Below are 19,928 nucleotides of genomic sequence, written 5' to 3' on the forward strand. Positions count from 1 at the left end.
CACCAATCGGGATAAAAGTAAGGAGAATGAGAGATGGATATATACTTATTAATCGTCACGTTACTTGCGATCACAATTGTTATTTTAGGGGTATCATGGTGGAAATGGCATGCATTTATTAGTTTAACAGTTGCGAGTTTGTTTTTAGCTATTATGTCTGGACTGAACTTAACGAAAATAGTGGCTGCCTATGAAACTGGTGTTGGTAGTGTACTAGGACATTTAGTTGGTATTTTGGCACTTGGAACTATATTAGGGAAAATGATGTCTGATTCAGGGGCAGGCATGCAAGTTGCAGATTTCTTTATTCGATTTTTCGGCGTAAAAAAATTACCTTGGGCTATGTTATTTGCAGGGTTTGTTATAGGGATTCCTGTCTTTTTTGAAGTAGGGATCGTCATTTTATTACCACTTGTTATTTCCATTCGAAAAACGACGAAGCAAAATATATTATTAATTGCGTTACCTGTTATTGCGGGATTATCTATCGTACATGGGCTAGTACCACCACATCCAGGTGCCATGACAGCAATCGGTATTTATAACGCGAACTTAGGAAAGGTACTTTTATATTCATTACTTATCGCGTTACCAACGGCTATTATAGCAGGGCCAATATTTGCAAAGTGGGTACATAAGAGGGTTATACCGGAAAATGAACCGGAGCTTGTTCGAGTTACGACAGTATCAACTGATTTGCCAAGTCGTAAAGTATCATTCTTTATTATTTTATTACCAGTTGTATTGATGATTTTATCAGTAGTTGCACCATATATTTCATTACCGGAAAAGTTAACTGAATTTTTTGTTTTTATAGGGAGTCCAGTAATCGCTTTACTTATTTCATGTTTCGCAGCATTTTATTTACTTGGAATAAGACAAGGAATTAATAAAAAGATAATTAAAAAATTAACGGATGAAAGTTTATTACCGGTCGGCTCCATTATCTTAATTATTGGTGCAGGCGGTGGATTCAAACAAATATTAATTGAAAGCGGCGTTGGAACGGCTATTGCACAAATGGCAGAACACATTTCGTTATCACCAATTGTATTAGCTTTCATGGTAGCTGGATTAATTCGAATTGCAACAGGTTCAGCGACAGTCGCACTAACGACAGCAGCAGGAATTGTTTCACCGGTTATTCAGCACATGTCTGGTGTGAATTTAGAGCTTCTCGTTATTGCAACCGGTGCAGGTTCATTAATGTTTTCTCACGTAAATGATGCAGGCTTCTGGCTTGTAAAAGAGTATTTAGGATTAACGGTGAAGGAAACATTTAAAACGTGGACGGTGCTGGAAACATTGTTGTCATTTATTGCATTCGGTTTTGCCCTTTTGTTGAATATGTTTCTTTAAAAGATACCTGAATAGGTATCTTTTTTTTGATTAAGCCCAATTGCTAAAACAAGCCCGTTTTTAGGTAAGCCAAGCTTCCTATTCGCCCTGAAAACATAATATAAATGGAATCCCCTCATTTAGAACAAGAGGAACTTGTTATGAATGATACTAAAGGAGGAATAGGGTAATGAGCGAAAAGTGTGAACACAGACATGATGATTGTAACCGCAGAAATGGTTGCGGAGGCGGTTTTGCGCTTCTAATCGTATTGTTTATTTTATTAATTATCATCGGTGCTAGCTGCTTCGGCGGAGGCGGCTCTTGTGGATACGGTGGTTACGGCGGTTATGCTGGCGGCTATGGTGGATATTGCTGCTAATTAAAAACTATTGAAAATGGCCTTGTGCAATACGCACAAGGCCATTTTATTCATATTTTTATATGCTGTGATAATTTATTAATGTACAGAGAACGGATTAAGAAGAAGAAAATGATCTCGATAATCCCGAAAAAGGTGAGTACGATACATGTCTCTTTTAGTAAGGAGAAAGAAAACATGCTTTGTAAAAACTTAACCGCAAATAACGTGTGAACACCAGCAACGATGTAAGGAACAAAAAATAAAATTCCTAATTGAATGGTTGCAGAGCGAAACATTTCTAATTCAGTTAAGCCAAGTTTTGTAATCGTAATATACTTTTGTCTTTCAGTTGTTAAGTCATTATACATACGGAAATATAAGACACTAGCCGCACCGATAAAGAAGATAAAACCAAGAAATGCCCAAATAAAGAATTGAGCAACTGCATTTCCTTTACCGTAAATGAGTTCATCCGTAGCCGTATGTATGAAGAAAGGAACTTGAGCGTTCTCTTCTGTATGCTTTTTGTAGAACTCACGTGCATCACCACTAATAACACGTAACATATTTCTGGTTGGAACTATTGCATTTTCCCAGTTTTCTACGAAGTAGTTATAGATTACGGTTGTTTCAATATGAGGAATCATATTATCAAATACATAATCTTGTACGACAGTTAAATGTGGGAATGCAAAGGATGGTTCTATTCCCTTATTAATAAACCCTTTAATATAAAATTCTTTTTTATTAGATCCGAGTGTAATCGCATTTTGCTTTGCAAATGGATTAGATACGAGATCGAGAAGTTCTGGTGAGTGGCGAGAAATAATATACACTTCTGTAGAATCGATTGTTATTTCCGGTCTTTTCAATTGTTGAGCGATTGCGTTATAATCGCTCATCTTCATAAGCATAATATCTTCTTTTGAAGCTATATCTTTTAAGACTGTAAACTTATATTTTTTGTACTGAAAATTACTAGTTGTAAGCTCCGTTTCAATTGTAGAAATATGCTTTTGTTCAAGGGAATTGTCACCTTCTGATGTATAAGTGAAGGGGATGGGATATCGCTCTAGTACTGATGCCTTCGTATTGTTATTAGCAGCGAATAACCCAATAATAATTGTAAATGCAAGTGCAGATAGCATAGAAACGATAAAGAGTACGTTAATATTACTACGGGTACGAGCAACTAAGTCCGAAATCCATAACATATTTATTTGTTTCAAATAAAACTTTCTACGCTTCTTTAAAATATAGATAAAAAGAAGAAATGTTTGTGAAAAGAATAAATATGTCCCAACTACTACGAGCGGTAAAATAGATAACATAATAAAAAAGACAGATCCATTTTGCACATTTTTTTCCGTTACGTAGCCTCGCGGATAACCAGCGATATAATAGCATAGCCCTAAACAAATTAAAGCAAATAAAGAGATGAGTATAGATGGTCTTTTTTCAGCTGGTATTTTCTTGTTCCCTTTAATAAGGTGGGCTGTTTTTCGAGTACGAATAAACATTGGTGTAAACGTAGAAACGATTAAAAATAAAATGATAAACGTTACGGTTGTCACGATAATCGCTTCTGTTGGCCAATATAAATAGAGACCTTTAGCACTTGTTAATTTCGAAGTGACTAATAAGAAAAAGTTAGAAAATACAAGGCCACCTTGAATGCCGATAAAGATAGACAATATCCCGATTATCATATTTTCAGTAAATAACAGTCTTTTTAATTGTCGCTGTGAGATACCGAGAATTGTGAGTATCCCGAATTGCTGCTTCCGTACATTTAAAAATGTTCCAATTGAATATAAGAGAAAGAAGAACGAGAACATAACAATCACAAGCTGTGCTGTACTAGCTAAGTTCATTAGAGGATCACGTTCTTGAAAGTTTTGTACACTCTGTAACCGCGGGTGATACGCGTATACAGTAAATGAAAAGAAAACCATGATAGAAAAGGCACTACTGACAAAGTAGGCGAAATATGCTTTCGAATTACGCGAGACATTTTTAAATGCAAATTGCCAAAATGTCATCCACGTCTTCCTCCTAATAACGCTAGAACATCTAATATTTCTTGATAAAATTTCTCGCGATATAATCCGCGGTGTAGTTCGTTGTAAAGCTCGCCATCTTTAATGAAAATGACGCGGTTACAATAACTTGCTGCAAACGGATCGTGCGTAACCATTAAAATCGTTGCATCTTCTTCTTTATTTAATTTCGTAAATAGCTCCATTACGTCAATTGCTGCTTTTGAATCTAAGTTCCCTGTTGGTTCATCAGCAAGTAGAAGTGAGGGATGATGGATAACAGCACGTGCTACTGCGGTACGCTGTGCTTGTCCTCCAGAAACTTCAAAAATACGTTTGTCCAAAATATGATCAATTCCAAGCTTTTTTGAAATGTTATCAAGCTTTTCATCCATTTCTTTTAACGGAACATTATCTAATGTTAAAGGTAGTACGATATTTTCACCGATTGTTAGTGTATCTAGTAGATTAAAATTTTGGAAAACAAATCCTAACTCTTGGCGGCGGAAAATGGCTAACTTCTCTCTACGAAATGTGTGCGGTTTTTTTCCATTAATAACGACATCACCAGAAGTAGGGGAATCAATTGTAGAAATAACGTTTAAAAACGTAGATTTACCGCTACCAGATGGCCCCATGATAGCAACAAATTCACCTTTATCTACGTGTAAATTTATATTTTTTAAAGCGGTATGAGGTACTTTTCCCTCATACACTTTTGAGACGTTTTTTATGTGTAATACTTCTTCCATAATAATCACCTTTCTATTCTCTAAAACTTAATGTGTTGTGATAATTTTTGCATATAGAAGGAACGAATTAAAAGGAAAAATAGAATTTCAACCGTTCCAAAAATCATAAGTACGACTGTAATCTCAGCGAAAAACGAGAGATGTAATATTTCTTGTAGCATCTTTGTCGCAAACATCGTATGGATCGATGACATAATGTAAGGCACGAAGAAAAGAATCGCAAGCTGAATTGTCGCTGAACGTTTCATTTCAGTCTCAGTTAAGCCAATTTTCGTAATCGTTATATATTTTTCTTGCTCATTTGTTAAATCTGTATACATTCGGAAGTAAAGAACACTGCCAGCACCGATAAAGAAAATAACCCCTAGGAAAGTACCAATTAAGAAGAACGAAGCGACATTTAGTTTTGTTTTATATAGAGAATCGCTCGCTTCACTTGCATGGAACGGTGGATGCTCTGCTTGAATCGCTGCATTGTCGTTATCGATTTTTGTTATAAACGCTGAACCGATATTATGTGCTTTCTCCCAATCTGTAACCTTGAAGTTATATACACTCATTTGTTTGGAAACGGTGGATAAGGCTTCTACATTTTCATCAGATAGTATGAGTACTTGGTATATTAAGCTGTTTGGGAATGGGTTATAACTTTTATATTCTTTCACTTGTAGTTGTAAATTGTTTTGAGTAAGTGTAAGAGTATTTTTCTTGTCTTTATTGTGAAGTGTTCCAATAACTTGATCATCTAAGTCTTTCATAAGGATATAAGATTCATTCTTATTCACCGTGAGTTTTTCCCAATTTAACGCCTTAGCAAGTACATTATAGTCACTTTGTTTAATTGCGTAATAGAGCTGTGTGTTATCTTCAGCTGAAGATACTTCATATATATCTGTTTTAAATTTTGTATAAGTAAAGTGCTCTTCATTAAATTTCTGCTCTAACCAGTTTAAATGTTCATCAGCTAATGTATTTTCAGTATGTGATAAATAAGTAAACGGGAAAGGGTTTTGTCTAATCGCATCAAACTTTGTAAATTTCCCGAATCCATATAAGAATGTAATCATTGTAAAAGCGAGCGTCGATAGCATCGCCACAATAAAGAGCATATTAATATTCGTACGAATGCGTGATGCTAAATCAGAAATCCAAAGCATATTAATTCGTTTCATATAAAACGTTCTTCGCATTTTTAAAATACGAATAAGTAAAAAACTAATTTGTGAAAAGAAAAAGTATGTTCCAGCTGCAATAAGCGATGGGATGACAAATATACTAGAGATGGCATATAAAAGCCCAATGATGTCACCTAGCGACATAAAATACAGCGGATTTGCGGCTAACGCATATCCACATATTAAACACATCGCACCAAATAGAGAGATGAGAACGGATGCTTTTCTTTCTTTTTGTTTTGTTCCTTCTTTTAAAAGACGTACGGCTTTTCTCGTACGAATGAGCATGGGTGTAAAAGATGATACGAGAATGAAGAGCCCAAGAAAGATGATGATAGTTAAAACGATAGCACTTGTAGGCGGATATAAATATAAACCAGGTACGTGTGTAATTTTGGCGGTAACTAATAAAAAGAACTGTGAAAAGACGACTCCAAGTTGAATGCCAAAAAATATAGAAAGAGCACCAATTAACATATTTTCTATAAATATGAGTCGTTTTAATTGTTTTTGAGATATGCCAAGTACTGTTAAAATCCCGAACTGTTTTTTTCGTACTTTTAAAAACGTACCGATTGAATACAGTAAAAAGAAAAATGAAAAGAACACAATGACAACTTCTGAAATTGTCATTAATATGTTCAGAGAATAATTCACGTCTGTCATATGCAATTTAGGATGAAATAAATAAACTGCAAATGAGAAAAAGATTGCGATGGAGAACGCACTGCTTACAAAATAGGCGAAATAAGCTCTGGCGTTCCGCGTCACGTTTTTAAATGCAAACTGCCAAAATGTCATTCACCTAGCCTCCTAATGGGGTGAAGATGAGAAGAGCATAAGAAATACTCTTTTCATCAAGTTTGTTTTAAATATTTTGTCCACTCGTGTACTGTGATAATTTTTGCATATAAAGTGAACGAATAAATAAGAAAAATACGATTTCAACGAATCCAAAAATAATAAGAACGGCTGAAACTTCTTTGAACAGAGATAAACCAATTACATCTTGTAGCATTTTTGTTGCGAACATTGTATGAATGGATGCCATAATGTACGGAATGAAAAATAAAATACTAAGTTGAATGGTTGCAGATCGTTTCATCTCTGTATCTGTTACACCGATTTTAGAAATCGTTATATATTTCTCTTGTTCGTTCGTCAAATCCGTATACATTCTAAAGTAAAGAACGCTACCAGCTCCAATGAAGAAGATAACTCCTAAAAATGTCCCGATTAAGAAGAATGCGGCACTACCAGATGTTATTTTGTATAACGATCCTGCTGATTCAAAGGATCGAATAAGAGGTCCTTCATACTGGGATTTATTTCGATCTTTTTGCACCTTTTCTATAAAATTATCAGCAATTTCATATGTCTGTTCCCAGTTTTGAATTTTGTAATTGTATGCTGATATATGTTTTACGGTGTTAGGTAAGTTATTTACGATAATATCAGGCAACACTATCGTTTGATATGAAAAGTCAGATGGGATTGCGTTTACATGCTCATAGCCTTTCACTCGTAATTTCGTATTTGTACTAGAGAGTGTAATGTAATCTCTTTTGTAGCTTTGCTCAAATTCGTTGAATATGGTGATATAAGATGTCCCTGTTAGCACATATGCTTCGTTATCATCCATAAATAGTTGTTTCATTCGTAAAGAATCTGCAAGTTTGTTATAGTCACTTTGCTTAATTGCGTATACGTCATTATAAATGGCTATATCTTTATCTTCTTTTAGTGGTGTTTCATATATATCAGCTTCTATTTTTTGATAAGGGAAATGCTCTTTTTGTAATTGTTGCTCAAGCCAATTTAAATGCTCTGTAACAAAAGGGTTCGCATCATAAGAAAAATAAGAAATTGGAAAAGGAGAAGTTCTATTAACTTCTAGCTTAATAAATTTCCCGAATCCATATAGAAACGTAATCATTGTGAAAGCGATCGTAGATAGCATCGCTACAATAAAAAGCATATTAATATTCGTTCGAATACGGCTCGCTAAATCCGAAATCCAAAGCATATTAATCCGTTTCATATAAAACTTCCTTCTTTTCTTTAAAATATAAATCAGTAAGAAACTAATTTGTGAAAAGAAGAAATATGTTCCGATTGTAACAAGCATTGGGATAACGAAAATACTTGAAACCATATATATAACACCGATTTGCGGGCTTACTGATACGAAATATTTAGGATTTCCAGCTAACGCATAACCACCAAATAAACAAATCGCACCAAATAATGAAACAAGTATGGAGGGTTTTCTTTCTTTTTGTTTTCCACCATTTGTTTTTAAAAGGTGTACCGCTTTTTTTGTACGAATAAGCATTGGTGTGAATGCAGATACAATGATAAAAAGACTAAGGAAAACAATGGTTGTTAAAATAAACGCGTTAGTAGGACCGTATAAATATATTCCTGGAACATGCGTAAGTTTGGCTGTTACTAATAAAAAAAATTGAGAAAAAACAACTCCAAACTGCATGCCGAAAAAGATAGATAAAATCCCGATTAACATATTCTCCATAAAAACAAGACGATGTAATTGTTTTCTCGATATTCCTAAAATGGTCAAAATACCAAATTGTTTTTTTCTAACTTTAAAAAAAGTACCAATAGAATATAGTAAAAAGAAGAAAGAGAAAAATACAATTACTACTTCTGAAAATATCATTAATCCTGAAATTTCAGAGGTCATGCTAAAATTTTGTAATTTCGGATGAAACAAATAAACAGCAAATGAAAAGAACACAGCAATGGAAAAGGAACTACTTACAAAGTAAGCAAAATAAGCTCTTGAATTACGCGTTACATTTTTAAATGCAAATTGCCAAAATGTCATAGATTATACCTCCGGCTAGAAGATATAGAAGTAGTTGTATTGCAAAAAATGTATGAGATTGAGTTCTCATACATTTTGCTTGCATATGTTACGATCATGCTTCGGTCACCTTCTCCGTATGTTCTGCTTGATTATTTGCAGCGTTGTGGAAGATGATTTTAATCGTCGTTCCTTTACCAACTTCAGAATCTAGTTTGACAGAGTGACCTAAATAATCACAAATTTTACTTACAATATAAAGTCCCATACCAGTAGATTCTCCGAATGCGCGACCGTTTTTCCCAGTGTAAAACGGTTCAAATACTCTTCGAATATCTTCTTGCGGAATACCAACACCTTCATCACGAACTTCTAAAATAATATCTTTTCCGTTTCGATAAGCAGATAAGAAAACTTTCTTTCCGCGTTCACCAGAGTAACGAACAGCATTTGTCATTAACTGATAGATGATAAATTTTAGCCATTTCGCATCAGAAGCAACTTTTAAATCAGAATGGACTTCTAAAACAGGGAAGACACCATTACGAATGAATAGTTCTTTTAATCCGTTAATATTTTTTGTTACCGTATCTTTTAATGAAATCGTCTCGACATGGAAATCTTCATGGAAGTTATTTAACCTAGCCATGTATAAAGCCATATCAAGCCCTTGGTTTAGACGCTCTAATTCTTTTTTAAACTTTGGAATTAAATGCTCGTCTTCCATTTCTAGCACCATAAGCTGCATAACAGAAACAGGTGTCTTCATTTGATGTACCCAATGGTTAATAAATAATTGATGTTCTTGTTGTTTTACTTCATACGATTGTAGTTCTTTTTGGAAGAGGCGGTACTGCGTACGCACGAGTTCATTGACACCGTGAGGCATCGGAGCAGTCGCTCTTTCAATAAACGCATCTTCCATTTTTTCTGGTTGCTCACTTAATCTATGGTACATTCTACGATTGCGAACGTAACGATAAGCGAGGAAACAAATAAATAAGTATAAACTTAAAACAACGAAGTAAAATTTATTGTTTTGAAATCCATCTACTGCATCATAAAGAACGAAGATGATACCGAAGTTTAATACGTACAGTAGGAAAAATGCAAAATGATCACGTAAAAATAGCTTCATGCTTATTCACTCCAAGTTGCGTTAAAGCGATATCCAAGTCCACGTACTGTTTCAATAGAGTTCTCAATACCAAGCTCATTAAACTTTTTACGAAGACGCGTAATGTTTACGTTCAATGTATTTTCCTCAACGAAACTTTCATCATCCCAAAGCGCAGCTAATAAATCTTCACGGCTCGCTGTACGAGGGAATTTTGATAATAACATTTCTGCTAAAATAGCTTCTTTCTTCGTTAAAAGAACTTGTTCAGATCCAAAATGAATTTCTGGACGTTCTGGAAATAGTTTTAACCCTTCTACTTCAACGATACGTTCAGAAATATTTGGTGCATAATCACCGTAAATACGGCGTAATTGTCCTTTGATTTTCGCCATTACAACGTCGTAGTGGAACGGCTTTGTAATGTAATCATCCGCACCGCTTTCAATCGCCATAATTTGTTCCATCTCACCAGCACGCGCTGAAATGAAAATAATTGGACAAGTAGATTCATGACGAATTTGACGGCACCAGTAGAAACCATCGAATTTCGGTAAGTTTACATCAAGTAAAACAAGATGTGGTTTCACAGCGTTAAACGATTCCATAATATCATCGAAATTCTCCGCTACAACAGCCTCATAACCGTACTTCTGAATGTGAGATTGCAGTAATGATGAAATATTTGGATCGTCTTCAACGATTAAAATTTTATACATATGTATATTCCTCCTCAAAAAAAACAATTGTAGCTATAGTGTATCATGTGTTTCAAGTCTTTTCATTATGTTGAAAGATAAGCTAGTAAACAGTATAGGTTAAAAGTTAGAAAAGTAAAAAGTATTATAGGAATAATTCAATATATTTTCCTTTTAAATATATGAATGAATAAAAAGTATTATATTTTTTATGAAATTTGGAACTTTATTTTGCTTACCGTCCAATATATAGTGAGAACATCGTTAAGGAGGGGGCACTACTTGGCAAGTAATGAAGATATACATATTTGGATAGAGCGTTTACTAAAAGGTGACGAGGAGGCTTTTGAATTTATATTTAACTTAACGAGTCAGAGAGTCTATGAAACCGTCTTTGCTATAGTTAAAAATCGGCATGATACAAATGAAATCGTAAATGAAATCTACTTTCAACTTTGGAAATCTATTTCAACATATGATCAATCTAGACCGTTTCTATTTTGGTTGAATGGAATTGTTTACAAACAGATTAGTCAATGGAGAAAACACATATGGAAGAGGCTGCGCTTATTTGAAAAACAACAACTAAGTGATGAGACAGTTGTAGAAGTTCCAGAAAAAGTATTATTAAGAAAAGAAACAGAAGAGCTGCTTTCCTTTTTAACCTGCGTAATCTTTAGATTTTATTCAATATAGAGTAATTGGCGTAGGGTACAAAATAAAAAAGGGCGTATAGATGATTGACAATTAACTAAAATCATTTTAACATTTAGATAAATATCTAAATGTCTAATTAATGAGGGGAAGAAAGACATTGAATCAAGCATTCAAAGCATTAGCAGATCCAACAAGGCGAAAAATTTTAGATTTATTAAAAGAAGGCGATCTAACCGCTGGTGAGATCGCTGAACATTTCAATATGACAAAACCAAGTATTTCACACCACTTAAACGCACTTAAAAATGCTGAACTTATTCAAGATGAAAAGAAAGGGCAATTCGTTGTGTACTCTTTAAACACAACGGTCTTTCAAGATTTGTTGACTTGGGTGTTTACATTTACGAATAAGGGGGAAGAGGGGAAATGAAAAAACATCTTTTTGCAATCTTATTAATCGTTATAACTTGTTTAGCTTGGGCGTTTGCTTGGCCGCATTTGCCGGATACAATTGCGACACATTGGAGCGGCGGTAAGGTAGATGGCTATTCGTCTAAATTTTACGGAATGGTTTCTATGGTCGGAATTATGATTGCATTATATATATTTCTAAATGTGATACCAAAGATTGATCCAAGGAAAGCAAATTACGAGAAATTTTCTAAAGCCTTTATGATGATGAATAATGGGGTACTATTGCTACTATTTGTAGGAAATATAGATATTATTACAAGTGGATTAGGATATAACTTATTCATTAATCGGGTGCCTGAATTATTAGTTGGTGTTTTATTTTTAGTAATGGGTAATTATTTACCACAGTGTAAGCCAAACTTTTTTGTCGGGATGCGTAATCCATGGACGTTAAGTAATGAAGAAGTATGGCGGAAAACACATCGGTTTAGCGGAAAAGTATTTGTGGCGTTAGGAGTTATTATGATTATAAGTGTTTTCGCTCCGGCTGATTGGAGAACTTATATAATGCTTGGGATTATAGTAGTTGCTGTCATTATAACGAATTTATATTCTTACGTTTTGTATAAAAAAGAAATACAAATGTGAGTTATATTAGTCAAATTTTATATTTATAGTTTCTATGTGTTAAGGGATTTTAATACTCAGTGGGAATAATGAAAAGCTCACTGAGTAAATTTTTCGTTTTAAGGTCTGAAAATTCAATCGAAAAGGTGATTTGGGGGGGATTTACATGTTAGAAATTATAAATTTTAGCAAGACATATAAAGACGGTAAGAGAGCAGTTGATCATTTGAATATTGCTGTTAAAGCAGGGGATATCTTTGGATTTATTGGACATAACGGTGCGGGGAAAAGTACAACAATTAAGTCGTTAGTAGGAGTTATAGATTTTGAAGAGGGTGAAATTTTTATTGATGGACATTCAGTAAAAAAGGATCCGATTGCATGTAAGAGAGTAATGGCGTATATTCCTGATAATCCAGATTTATATGAGCAATTAACAGGAATTCAATATTTGAACTTTGTTGCGGATGTGTTTAAAGTGCCTGCGAGGGATCGGGAAGAACAGATACAGAAGTATGGGGATGCTTTTGAGATTACACCGTACTTAGGGGACTTAATATCTTCTTATTCACACGGTATGAAACAAAAAGTAGCGATTATATCGGCGGTTTTACATAAACCAAAATTATTAGTTTTAGATGAACCTTTCGTTGGTCTTGATCCAAAGGCAGCCGTAGTATTGAAAGGTATTATGAAAGAGCTTTGTGAAAAAGGAAGTGCGATTTTCTTTTCTACGCACGTTTTAGATGTAGCTGAGAAGTTATGTAATAAAGTAGCGATGATTAATAGAGGGAAATTAGCACTTTCAGGAGAAGTAAATTCTTTAATTAAGGAAGGCTCATTGGAAGAGCTCTTTATGAAGGAGCTTGCTAATGAATACTAATAGTTTAGGTCTTTTGAAAATTCGGTTGATAACGCAGCTCGGTTTAAACACCTTTAAATACGAAAAAGATAAGAAAAAGAAGCAGAATAAGATTTTGCTGACAGCATCTATTGCTCTAGTTGGTGTCATGTTAATGTTATATTGCGGAGCTTCGGCATATGGGTTGGTAAAACTAGGAATGAGTGAAATTATTCCCGTCTATGCACTAGTTATTAGCAGTGTATTAACGTTGTTTTTCACTATATTTAAGGCAAATGGAGAAATTTTTGCTTTTAAGGATTACGACTTTTTAATGTCATTGCCGATTCGCGTAAGTACTGTTATTGCAAGTAGATTTTTGTATTTATACCTGCTGAATACAATCTTTTCAATCATAATCATGCTACCAATGGGAGTTGTGTATTGTATACATGAAAATCCATCAGTTTCTTTTTACTTTATGTGGTTCATCAGTATGTTTATCGCATCTTTAATCCCAACAACAATCGCAGCAATCTTTGGAGCTTCGATTACGGCAATCGCTTCTAAATTTAAAAATACGAATAAAATAACTACGATTTTAAGTTTTATAGTAATTATTACATTCGGTTCCTTTATGCTAAAAAACGGAAATGCTCAATATAGCCTTAATGATATGAACGGAATTGGTGCAATTGTTTCGGAGCAATTAACTAAAGTGTATCCATTAGCTAACATGTTTCAAAAAGCAATTGTTAATGCTGATATGGTAGCTTTCATCTTATTTGTGGGGATATCAGTGATTTGGTATTATCTTTTTGTAAAAATACTTTCGTTAAAATATAAGCAAATAAACACAGGGATCACCACTTATCATATGCTTTCAAATTATGAGATTAATAGCATGAAAAAAGAGAGTGTATTGGTCGCATTGTATAAAAAAGAGCTGACACGTTTCTTCTCTTCTACAGTGTATGTTATAAATAGTGGAATGGGAGTCGTGATGGCGCTAGCTTTCTCGCTAGCTATAGTTGTAGTAGGACCAAGCCAATTAATAGCGTATCCTGGAATTGAGCCCCTGTTGCAAAAGATTGCCCCATTTGCTATTGCAGCAGCGATTTCGATGACATGTACAACATGTGTGTCATTGTCTTTAGAAGGAAAAAATGTATGGATTATTAAATCATTGCCTATAGCGCCAAAGGTGATTTATGATAGTAAAATTCTTATGAATCTTTCATTGAGTATACCTGCATCACTTATTAGTGCTGTATTACTAATAATCGGGTTAAAGCTAGATGTTTGGAGTTCTCTTTTCATCGTCATAACACCGATAATATATTCATTATTTTCAGCAGTATGGGGGATTTTCATTAATAATCGATTTGGTTATTATGATTGGGTATCAGAAACTCAAGTAGTAAAACAAAGTATAGGATCGTTTGTTGGTATGTTTGGTGGCTTAATTGTGGCGGTTATACCTGCCTTGTTAATTGGTACTGCTACTATCTCGAACTACAGAGTATTTACTTTTGCAGTTATTATAGTGCTTACGATTATTACTATTTTCTTGTATAAGAACGAGTCGAGAAGAAGTATAAAATAAAGGAGCTGCTTTTCCTTTAAAAAGGAAGAGTAGCTTCTTTATTTTGGAAAGGTTAGATTCTTATATTACTTTTTTAAAACAGGTACCCATATTTCACTTCTGAAATTCGGAGAGGATACGTCTTTACTTTCATTCCACAATATCTCTGGTCCTTCCGCTAGTTCATAGTTCGAAGAAGGGAACCATTCAGAATAAATACGTCCCCACACATTTTGTAATGCATCAGGAAATGGATCGACAGCTTCAAATATAGCCCATGTTGAAGCTGCGACTTCAAGTTGCGCGAATTGCTCTGGACAATCTTTCGTTGTGGCTACTCCAATATAGTGATCAAGTTCTCCTTTTTCCTCCATTCTCCCTTCAGAAAAATTAGTAGAGGCACTAATAATTCCAGTAGGTTCAATGTTTGAAAGGGACTTTAATGTTTGAATGGAGTCTGGGTTTAAACTTTTCCACATAGAAGCGATTTCTTCATTTACACCATTGAAAACGATTGATACTCGTTTTGTAATACCTATAATTCGAAATGGCTCTTTTTCTTCAATTCGATAATTCATTTCATTTCCTCCTTGAATGGATAACTGGAAGGTCATTGGTGAATAAGCCTTCAAAGAATGGCTACTATTTCGGGCCTCTGAAGGTGTTATACCGTGCAAGTTTTGAAATGCACGAGCGAATGAATCTGGTGAGTTGTAGCCATATTTTATAGCGACATCAATGACTTTTACATTGCTGTTTTTTAGTTCAAAGGCAGCGAGAGTAAGACGTCTACAGCGAATATAATCAGATAGTGATATGCCTGCTAAAAACGAAAACATTCTTTTAAAGTGATACTCAGAACAGAGAGCTAGCCTCGCAACTTCTTTAAAATCAATTTCATTCGTAAGGTTACCTTCAATATAGTGCATTGCATTATTCATATTTTTAAGTGAATCCATATTATGACCTCCTCTGTACATAGAATAACAGGAACGAAATAACCCCATCCGACATTTCGTGCACAACTTTGTAGGTGCATTTTTTACCTTACAAAATTGTAATGTTCCTGTAAGGAGAATGAATGGATGGTATGATATCCCAATGTTATAGTAGCAAAGTACTTTAATTCATTATGTTAACTTTTTGATGTCTTTACTTATGTGCCTTACATAACTGTCATGTTTGTGTAAGAAACATCGATAGTGGCAAGAGTAGAGAGTGTATATAGTTGAAAATAGAGAATAGAAGAAATGAGGGATGTCGAGATGAAAACAGTGTTAGAAGCAAAAAATATCGAAAAAGTGTATGACACGGGTGGTAATAAATTTGCAGCGTTAAAAGGTATTAACTTACAAGTAAAAGAAGGTGAATTCGTTGGAATTATGGGACCTTCTGGTTCTGGTAAGACGACTTTACTAAATGTTCTTTCTACAATTGATAATGCGACGAACGGTGAAATTTTAATTGATGGAAAAGATATTGTGAAGATGAATGATGATAAGTTAGCGTTATTCCGCCGCGATCATTTAGGTTTCATTTTCCAAGATTATAATTTATTAGATACGTTAACAGTGAAAGAGAATATCGCTTTACCACTTGCGTTATCAAAGGTGAAAGCGAGTGAGATTGATCGCCGCGTTCTTGAAATCTCAAAGAAATTCGGTATTGATCATATTTTAAGTCAGTTCCCATATCAAGTGTCGGGTGGACAGAAGCAGCGCTGCGCAGCATCACGTGCAATTGTTACGAATCCAAGTATGATTTTCGGAGACGAGCCAACTGGAGCGCTTGATTCTAAATCTGCAACAGATTTACTTGAAAGTATGAAGTCATTAAATGAATATGATAACTCAACAATTTTAATGGTAACGCATGATGCATTTGCAGCAAGTTATTGTAAACGAGTTATTTTCATTAAAGATGGTGAACTATATAAAGAATTGCACCGCGGTGAATCAACGCGTAAACAGTTCTTCCAAAAAGTCGTTGACGTAATGTCTTCTATTTCTGGAGGTATGGCCGATGACCTTATCTAGCATTGCCCTCCGCAACATACAGCGGAACTTTAAAGACTACTTTGTATATTTCGCATCTATGATTTTTAGTATTGTTATTTATTTTACATTTAAAGCACTGCAATATAATTCACAAATGGAAAAAGCAGCAGAAGCTTCTAAAAAGATTAGTGGTGCATTTCAAGTTTCCAGTGTGATGCTTATCATTTTCGTAGCAGTGTTTATTATATATTCGAACGGATTCTTTACACGTAAACGTAAAAAAGAAGTTGGCTTATATTCGTTATTAGGTATCCGTAAAAGACAAATTGGTAAAATGCTCTTTTATGAAAATATGTTAATGGGATTAATGTCATTAGTAATCGGGATTGCAATCGGTAGTGTCCTTTCAAAATTATTCCTTGAGTTATTAGTAAATATGATGGGATTAAATTTAAACGTTCATTTTGAAGTACCAATGGCAGCAATTATTGATACAGCAATTATTTTCTTTGTGATTATTTTATATACATCACTCCAAGGATATCGTTTAATTTATCGCTTTAAGTTAATTGAACTTTTCCGCGCAGAACGTGAAGGAGAAGCACTGCCAAAAGGATCTGTCATTATGGCGTTAATTTCAGTTTTCTTAATCGGCTCAGGTTATTTCTTAGCGTTAATGTTTATGAAAGCAGTTATGTATGCAAACTTTATGGCAGTCGCACTTTATATATTACTTGCGACAGTATTAGGTACGTATTTACTATTTATGTTCTTTACAGTATTCGTATTGAAACGTGCAAGAAATAATAAATCATCGTTTTATAACGGTATGAATATGGTAACGACGTCACAGTTACTATATCGTATTAAAGGAAATGCAAAGTCACTTGCGACGATTTCTATTTTAAGTGCGGTAACATTAACAGCGGTTGGTACGTCAGTTACGATGTATTACAACACATTTACACAATCAAAAGCAGCTATGCCATACAGTTATTCTTACGAGAAAAAAGATGCAGAGCTTGATAAGAAAGTAAATGCGATTTTTGCAGAAGAGAAGAAAGATCATCCGATCAAAGATCAAGTTGAAATTGAGACAGTTCCTGTAAAAGGGAAGTTTGAAGGAGATAAAGTTGATTTCATTCTTAATATGAATTACACGATTTCAGAGAAATATCAATTTATGTCTCAATCTGAATTTAACAAGCTTGCTAAAAAAATTGATGCGGAAACAGTGAATGTAGCTACTGGCGAAGCATTTATATATGATAGTTCTTATATGGAAGGGTATGAGTTTAGCCCCGAATATAAAGGAAATAAAGCGGTATTCCAAATTGAAAATGAAACGAAGACGTTGAAAATCCAAGGTGCAAATAATAATGCAATTACAAACTTAGGTGAACTAGTTGTTGTCGTTTCAGATGAAATGTATGAACAAGCGAAACAAGCATTTGGAACACGTATTGTAAAAAATATTGATGTAAAAGATGAAAGAAACAGTAAAGTGTTAACGGAAAAATTAGCAAAAGTGATGCCAACTGGTGTATCAGAAATGGCACCACCATTTAGAGACTTCTATACTGGTTTCCATATGGGACTGGAAGCAACTGGACTAATGATGTTCATCGGACTATTCTTAGGTTTAGTCTTCCTATTAGCGACAGGCTCAATCATTTACTTTAAGCAGCTTACAGAAGCAAGTGCTGACCGTGATCGTTACATTGTCCTTCATAAAGTCGGGGTAACGAAACAAGAAATGAAAAAAGCTATTGCAAAACAAGTGAGCTTTATCTTTGCAATTCCACTAGTAATCGGAATTCTGCACAGCTTGTTTGCATTAAAAGGTTTAGGGAACATACTGCCATTTGAAATTATGATTCCGCTTTTAATTAGTATTGGAGTATATAGTGTTATTTATATTGGATATTACTTCATCACAGTTCGTTCTTATTATAAAATCGTGAGTGCGAAGTAATAAAGGGACAGCTATCGTAATAGGGATAGCTGTTTTTTTATTCTTCATAAAATCTTAAGAAACTTCCTCAATTTTTATTAAGAAACGATAGTTATACTTAGAAACAAGTTAAAAACTATTGAACGAATGGGGAGAAGGTTACATGCAACTCATAACATTCTTACATGAATTTATTAAACATCCGAAACATACTGGTGCAATTGCGCCAAGTTCAAAAATATTAGCAAAGAAGATGGTAGATGTAATTGATTTTAATAGAGCGAAATGCATTGTAGAGCTAGGGCCGGGTACAGGAGCTTTTACGAAAGAAATTATGAAGAGAAAGAAGAAGGAGACATTATTTCTTCTTATTGAAATTAATGAAGTATTTTTCAAAGAGTTAAAGAGAAAATTTAAAGATGAGCAGAATGTGATTGTTATACATGGCTCAGCGGAAAATATAAAGAAGTATAGGGAACAATTGAATATAGAATGTATTGATTACATCTTATCAGGATTGCCTTTCACTTCTTTACCAGAAGAGGTTTCAAAGCGCATTTTAAACAGCGTAATGGAAACGATACATGAGAATGGAGAATTTATTACATTTCAATATTCACTTGTGAAAAAAGGATTTATACAGCATTTCTTCCCTGAAATTACACTAGAAAAAGTGTGGTTCAATTTCCCGCCAGCTTACGTCTTTAGCTGTAAAAAAGAGCTAAGGAGAGCATATGCATAATGGAGCTAAATGAATTAATGTCATACATTGAGCAGTATGGTTATTGGGCTTTATTTTTCTGTTTATGGTTAGGTATTATCGGTATGCCGATTCCAGATGAAATGATTGTAATGAGCGGTGGATTAGTATCATCGATGGGTATATTGGATTTGATTCCCGCCTTTTTACTAACGTATTTAGGCGTTGTATCCGGCCTTTCTTTAGGGTATATACTCGGGAAAATTTTTGGCATAAAAATACTTAATAAATTGATGAAAAAGAAAAAGACGAAGTATCTTTTAAAATCGCAAGAGATGATAGCAAAATATGGTCATTATACATTAGTTATAAGTTATTTTATACCTGTTGTGAGGCATATTGTACCGTATTTAGTAGGAATGAATAACATGTCTTTTAAAACGTATGCGATTTATTCATATGTAACAGGATTTGTATGGACGTTAGTTTATTTCTTACTAGGTTCTATATTTGGAAAGCATATAGAAGTAATAGTAACACTTGCGACCGAGTACGGTATATATTTTGGTGGCATTGTTATTGTAGTTTGTAGTATTTCTTATATGTATATGCATAAGAAGAATGCCGTAGTGAGTGAAATAAAGCAACATTCATAGTTTGGTAAATGATGCTGGAGGAGATTTTGTGAGTAAAGGAACGATACTTATCGTGGACGATGAGAAGGAAATTAGAAAACTTATCGCCAGATATTTAAAAGTGAAATCTAAATGGATTGAAAGTATGAAATAGGAAAAAGTACAAGATGAAGAAATACCCGCTAAAGCAAAAGAAAAAGTAACAATA

The 19,928-nt window shown here is 34.2% G+C and carries 18 protein-coding genes and 1 pseudogene; 12 read left to right on the forward strand and 7 right to left on the reverse strand.

The window, feature by feature from the left end; genetic code table 11:
* Positions 1 to 33: 33 nt before the first annotated feature.
* Both gntP and N2V92_RS10675 read left to right on the forward strand, forming a co-directional pair.
* Positions 34 to 1,359: a gluconate permease GntP gene (gene gntP / locus N2V92_RS10670; RefSeq protein WP_000356190.1), complete on the forward strand. Its 1,326-nt coding sequence runs from the start codon at positions 34 to 36 to the stop codon at positions 1,357 to 1,359.
* A gap of 169 nt (positions 1,360 to 1,528) precedes the next feature.
* On the forward strand, positions 1,529 to 1,720 hold the full coding sequence (locus tag N2V92_RS10675; protein ID WP_001290406.1) for a YjcZ family sporulation protein: 192 nt from the start codon (positions 1,529 to 1,531) through the stop codon (positions 1,718 to 1,720).
* A 50-nt stretch (positions 1,721 to 1,770) separates the two neighbouring features.
* On the opposite strand, the gene N2V92_RS10680 is transcribed toward N2V92_RS10675, so the two are convergent.
* The 6 genes from N2V92_RS10680 to N2V92_RS10705 all read right to left on the reverse strand — a co-directional run bounded on the left by N2V92_RS10680 (position 1,771) and on the right by N2V92_RS10705 (position 10,331).
* Positions 1,771 to 3,744, reverse strand: a complete 1,974-nt coding sequence (locus N2V92_RS10680) for an FtsX-like permease family protein (RefSeq protein WP_042596312.1) — start codon at positions 3,742 to 3,744, stop codon at positions 1,771 to 1,773.
* Positions 3,741 to 4,493, reverse strand: a complete 753-nt coding sequence (locus N2V92_RS10685; protein WP_000393250.1) for an ABC transporter ATP-binding protein — start codon at positions 4,491 to 4,493, stop codon at positions 3,741 to 3,743. The genes N2V92_RS10680 and N2V92_RS10685 overlap by 4 nt, the downstream gene beginning before the upstream one ends.
* Before the next feature lie 20 nt (positions 4,494 to 4,513).
* Entirely contained in the window at positions 4,514 to 6,469 is a 1,956-nt protein-coding gene (locus N2V92_RS10690; protein ID WP_000145001.1) for an FtsX-like permease family protein, read from the reverse strand.
* Positions 6,470 to 6,536: 67 nt separating this feature from the next.
* Positions 6,537 to 8,516, reverse strand: a complete 1,980-nt coding sequence (locus N2V92_RS10695; RefSeq protein ID WP_000145076.1) for an ABC transporter permease — start codon at positions 8,514 to 8,516, stop codon at positions 6,537 to 6,539.
* 94 nt (positions 8,517 to 8,610) lie between these two features.
* A complete protein-coding gene (locus N2V92_RS10700) occupies positions 8,611 to 9,633 on the reverse strand; it encodes a sensor histidine kinase (protein WP_000765341.1) in 1,023 nt (340 codons plus the stop codon).
* A 2-nt stretch (positions 9,634 to 9,635) separates the two neighbouring features.
* Positions 9,636 to 10,331 (reverse strand): response regulator transcription factor, encoded by a 696-nt coding sequence (locus tag N2V92_RS10705; protein ID WP_000276738.1) that lies wholly within the window; start codon positions 10,329 to 10,331, stop codon positions 9,636 to 9,638.
* 261 nt (positions 10,332 to 10,592) lie between these two features.
* On the opposite strand from N2V92_RS10705, the gene N2V92_RS10710 reads away from it, so the two are divergent.
* The 5 genes from N2V92_RS10710 (at position 10,593) to N2V92_RS10730 (ending at position 14,455) form a co-directional block, all read left to right on the forward strand.
* Positions 10,593 to 11,006: a sigma factor gene (locus tag N2V92_RS10710; protein WP_000157858.1), complete on the forward strand. Its 414-nt coding sequence runs from the start codon at positions 10,593 to 10,595 to the stop codon at positions 11,004 to 11,006.
* 118 nt (positions 11,007 to 11,124) lie between these two features.
* Positions 11,125 to 11,397: an autorepressor SdpR family transcription factor gene (locus tag N2V92_RS10715; RefSeq protein WP_001070526.1), complete on the forward strand. Its 273-nt coding sequence runs from the start codon at positions 11,125 to 11,127 to the stop codon at positions 11,395 to 11,397.
* Positions 11,394 to 12,029 carry an SdpI family protein gene (locus tag N2V92_RS10720; protein ID WP_000716351.1) on the forward strand — a complete coding sequence of 212 codons (636 nt, stop codon included), beginning with the start codon at positions 11,394 to 11,396 and terminating at the stop codon, positions 12,027 to 12,029. Before N2V92_RS10715 ends, N2V92_RS10720 begins: the two co-directional genes overlap by 4 nt.
* 145 nt (positions 12,030 to 12,174) lie before the next feature.
* Positions 12,175 to 12,891, forward strand: a complete 717-nt coding sequence (locus N2V92_RS10725; RefSeq protein ID WP_042596308.1) for an ABC transporter ATP-binding protein — start codon at positions 12,175 to 12,177, stop codon at positions 12,889 to 12,891.
* Positions 12,881 to 14,455, forward strand: a complete 1,575-nt coding sequence (locus N2V92_RS10730; RefSeq protein WP_042596306.1) for a hypothetical protein — start codon at positions 12,881 to 12,883, stop codon at positions 14,453 to 14,455. The genes N2V92_RS10725 and N2V92_RS10730 overlap by 11 nt, the downstream gene beginning before the upstream one ends.
* A gap of 65 nt (positions 14,456 to 14,520) precedes the next feature.
* Here N2V92_RS10730 and N2V92_RS10735 read toward each other — a convergent pair whose 3' ends face one another.
* On the reverse strand, positions 14,521 to 15,393 hold the full coding sequence (locus N2V92_RS10735; protein WP_042595996.1) for an AraC family transcriptional regulator: 873 nt from the start codon (positions 15,391 to 15,393) through the stop codon (positions 14,521 to 14,523).
* A gap of 306 nt (positions 15,394 to 15,699) precedes the next feature.
* Here N2V92_RS10735 and N2V92_RS10740 point away from each other — a divergent pair, with 306 nt between their 5' ends.
* The 5 genes and pseudogenes from N2V92_RS10740 to N2V92_RS30020 all read left to right on the forward strand — a co-directional run.
* The gene (locus N2V92_RS10740; RefSeq protein ID WP_000859656.1) at positions 15,700 to 16,470 is read left to right on the forward strand and encodes an ABC transporter ATP-binding protein; all 771 of its coding nucleotides are present in this window, start codon (positions 15,700 to 15,702) and stop codon (positions 16,468 to 16,470) included.
* Positions 16,457 to 18,406 (forward strand): ABC transporter permease, encoded by a 1,950-nt coding sequence (locus tag N2V92_RS10745; RefSeq protein ID WP_000176144.1) that lies wholly within the window; start codon positions 16,457 to 16,459, stop codon positions 18,404 to 18,406. Before N2V92_RS10740 ends, N2V92_RS10745 begins: the two co-directional genes overlap by 14 nt.
* 142 nt (positions 18,407 to 18,548) lie before the next feature.
* Positions 18,549 to 19,127: a class I SAM-dependent methyltransferase gene (locus tag N2V92_RS10750; RefSeq protein WP_001176071.1), complete on the forward strand. Its 579-nt coding sequence runs from the start codon at positions 18,549 to 18,551 to the stop codon at positions 19,125 to 19,127.
* Positions 19,127 to 19,741 carry a DedA family protein gene (locus N2V92_RS10755; RefSeq protein ID WP_000422376.1) on the forward strand — a complete coding sequence of 205 codons (615 nt, stop codon included), beginning with the start codon at positions 19,127 to 19,129 and terminating at the stop codon, positions 19,739 to 19,741. Before N2V92_RS10750 ends, N2V92_RS10755 begins: the two co-directional genes overlap by 1 nt.
* A gap of 28 nt (positions 19,742 to 19,769) precedes the next feature.
* Positions 19,770 to 19,841 (forward strand): annotated as a pseudogene (locus N2V92_RS30020) (DNA-binding response regulator); the annotation flags it as partial.
* Positions 19,842 to 19,928: the final 87 nt, after the last annotated feature.

Origin of the sequence: Bacillus sp. CH_48 (assembly GCF_038008465.1) — a bacterium.
Taxonomy (GTDB): domain Bacteria; phylum Bacillota; class Bacilli; order Bacillales; family Bacillaceae_G; genus Bacillus_A; species Bacillus_A thuringiensis_S.

Bases quoted from the DNA above. Each gene is read 5' to 3' on its own strand.
- N2V92_RS10705 (WP_000276738.1), bottom strand. From the start codon at position 10,331: ATGTATAAAATTTTAATCGTTGAAGACGATCCAAATATTTCATCATTA.
- N2V92_RS10675 (WP_001290406.1), top strand. From the start codon at position 1,529: ATGAGCGAAAAGTGTGAACACAGACATGATGATTGTAACCGCAGAAAT.
- N2V92_RS10720 (WP_000716351.1), top strand. From the start codon at position 11,394: ATGAAAAAACATCTTTTTGCAATCTTATTAATCGTTATAACTTGTTTA.
- N2V92_RS10690 (WP_000145001.1), bottom strand. From the start codon at position 6,469: ATGACATTTTGGCAGTTTGCATTTAAAAACGTGACGCGGAACGCCAGA.
- N2V92_RS10700 (WP_000765341.1), bottom strand. From the start codon at position 9,633: ATGAAGCTATTTTTACGTGATCATTTTGCATTTTTCCTACTGTACGTA.
- N2V92_RS10680 (WP_042596312.1), bottom strand. From the start codon at position 3,744: ATGACATTTTGGCAATTTGCATTTAAAAATGTCTCGCGTAATTCGAAA.
- N2V92_RS10750 (WP_001176071.1), top strand. From the start codon at position 18,549: ATGCAACTCATAACATTCTTACATGAATTTATTAAACATCCGAAACAT.
- N2V92_RS10685 (WP_000393250.1), bottom strand. From the start codon at position 4,493: ATGGAAGAAGTATTACACATAAAAAACGTCTCAAAAGTGTATGAGGGA.
- N2V92_RS10695 (WP_000145076.1), bottom strand. From the start codon at position 8,516: ATGACATTTTGGCAATTTGCATTTAAAAATGTAACGCGTAATTCAAGA.
- N2V92_RS10735 (WP_042595996.1), bottom strand. From the start codon at position 15,393: ATGGATTCACTTAAAAATATGAATAATGCAATGCACTATATTGAAGGT.
- N2V92_RS10755 (WP_000422376.1), top strand. From the start codon at position 19,127: ATGGAGCTAAATGAATTAATGTCATACATTGAGCAGTATGGTTATTGG.
- N2V92_RS10730 (WP_042596306.1), top strand. From the start codon at position 12,881: ATGAATACTAATAGTTTAGGTCTTTTGAAAATTCGGTTGATAACGCAG.
- N2V92_RS10745 (WP_000176144.1), top strand. From the start codon at position 16,457: ATGACCTTATCTAGCATTGCCCTCCGCAACATACAGCGGAACTTTAAA.
- N2V92_RS10740 (WP_000859656.1), top strand. From the start codon at position 15,700: ATGAAAACAGTGTTAGAAGCAAAAAATATCGAAAAAGTGTATGACACG.
- gntP (WP_000356190.1), top strand. From the start codon at position 34: ATGGATATATACTTATTAATCGTCACGTTACTTGCGATCACAATTGTT.
- N2V92_RS10725 (WP_042596308.1), top strand. From the start codon at position 12,175: ATGTTAGAAATTATAAATTTTAGCAAGACATATAAAGACGGTAAGAGA.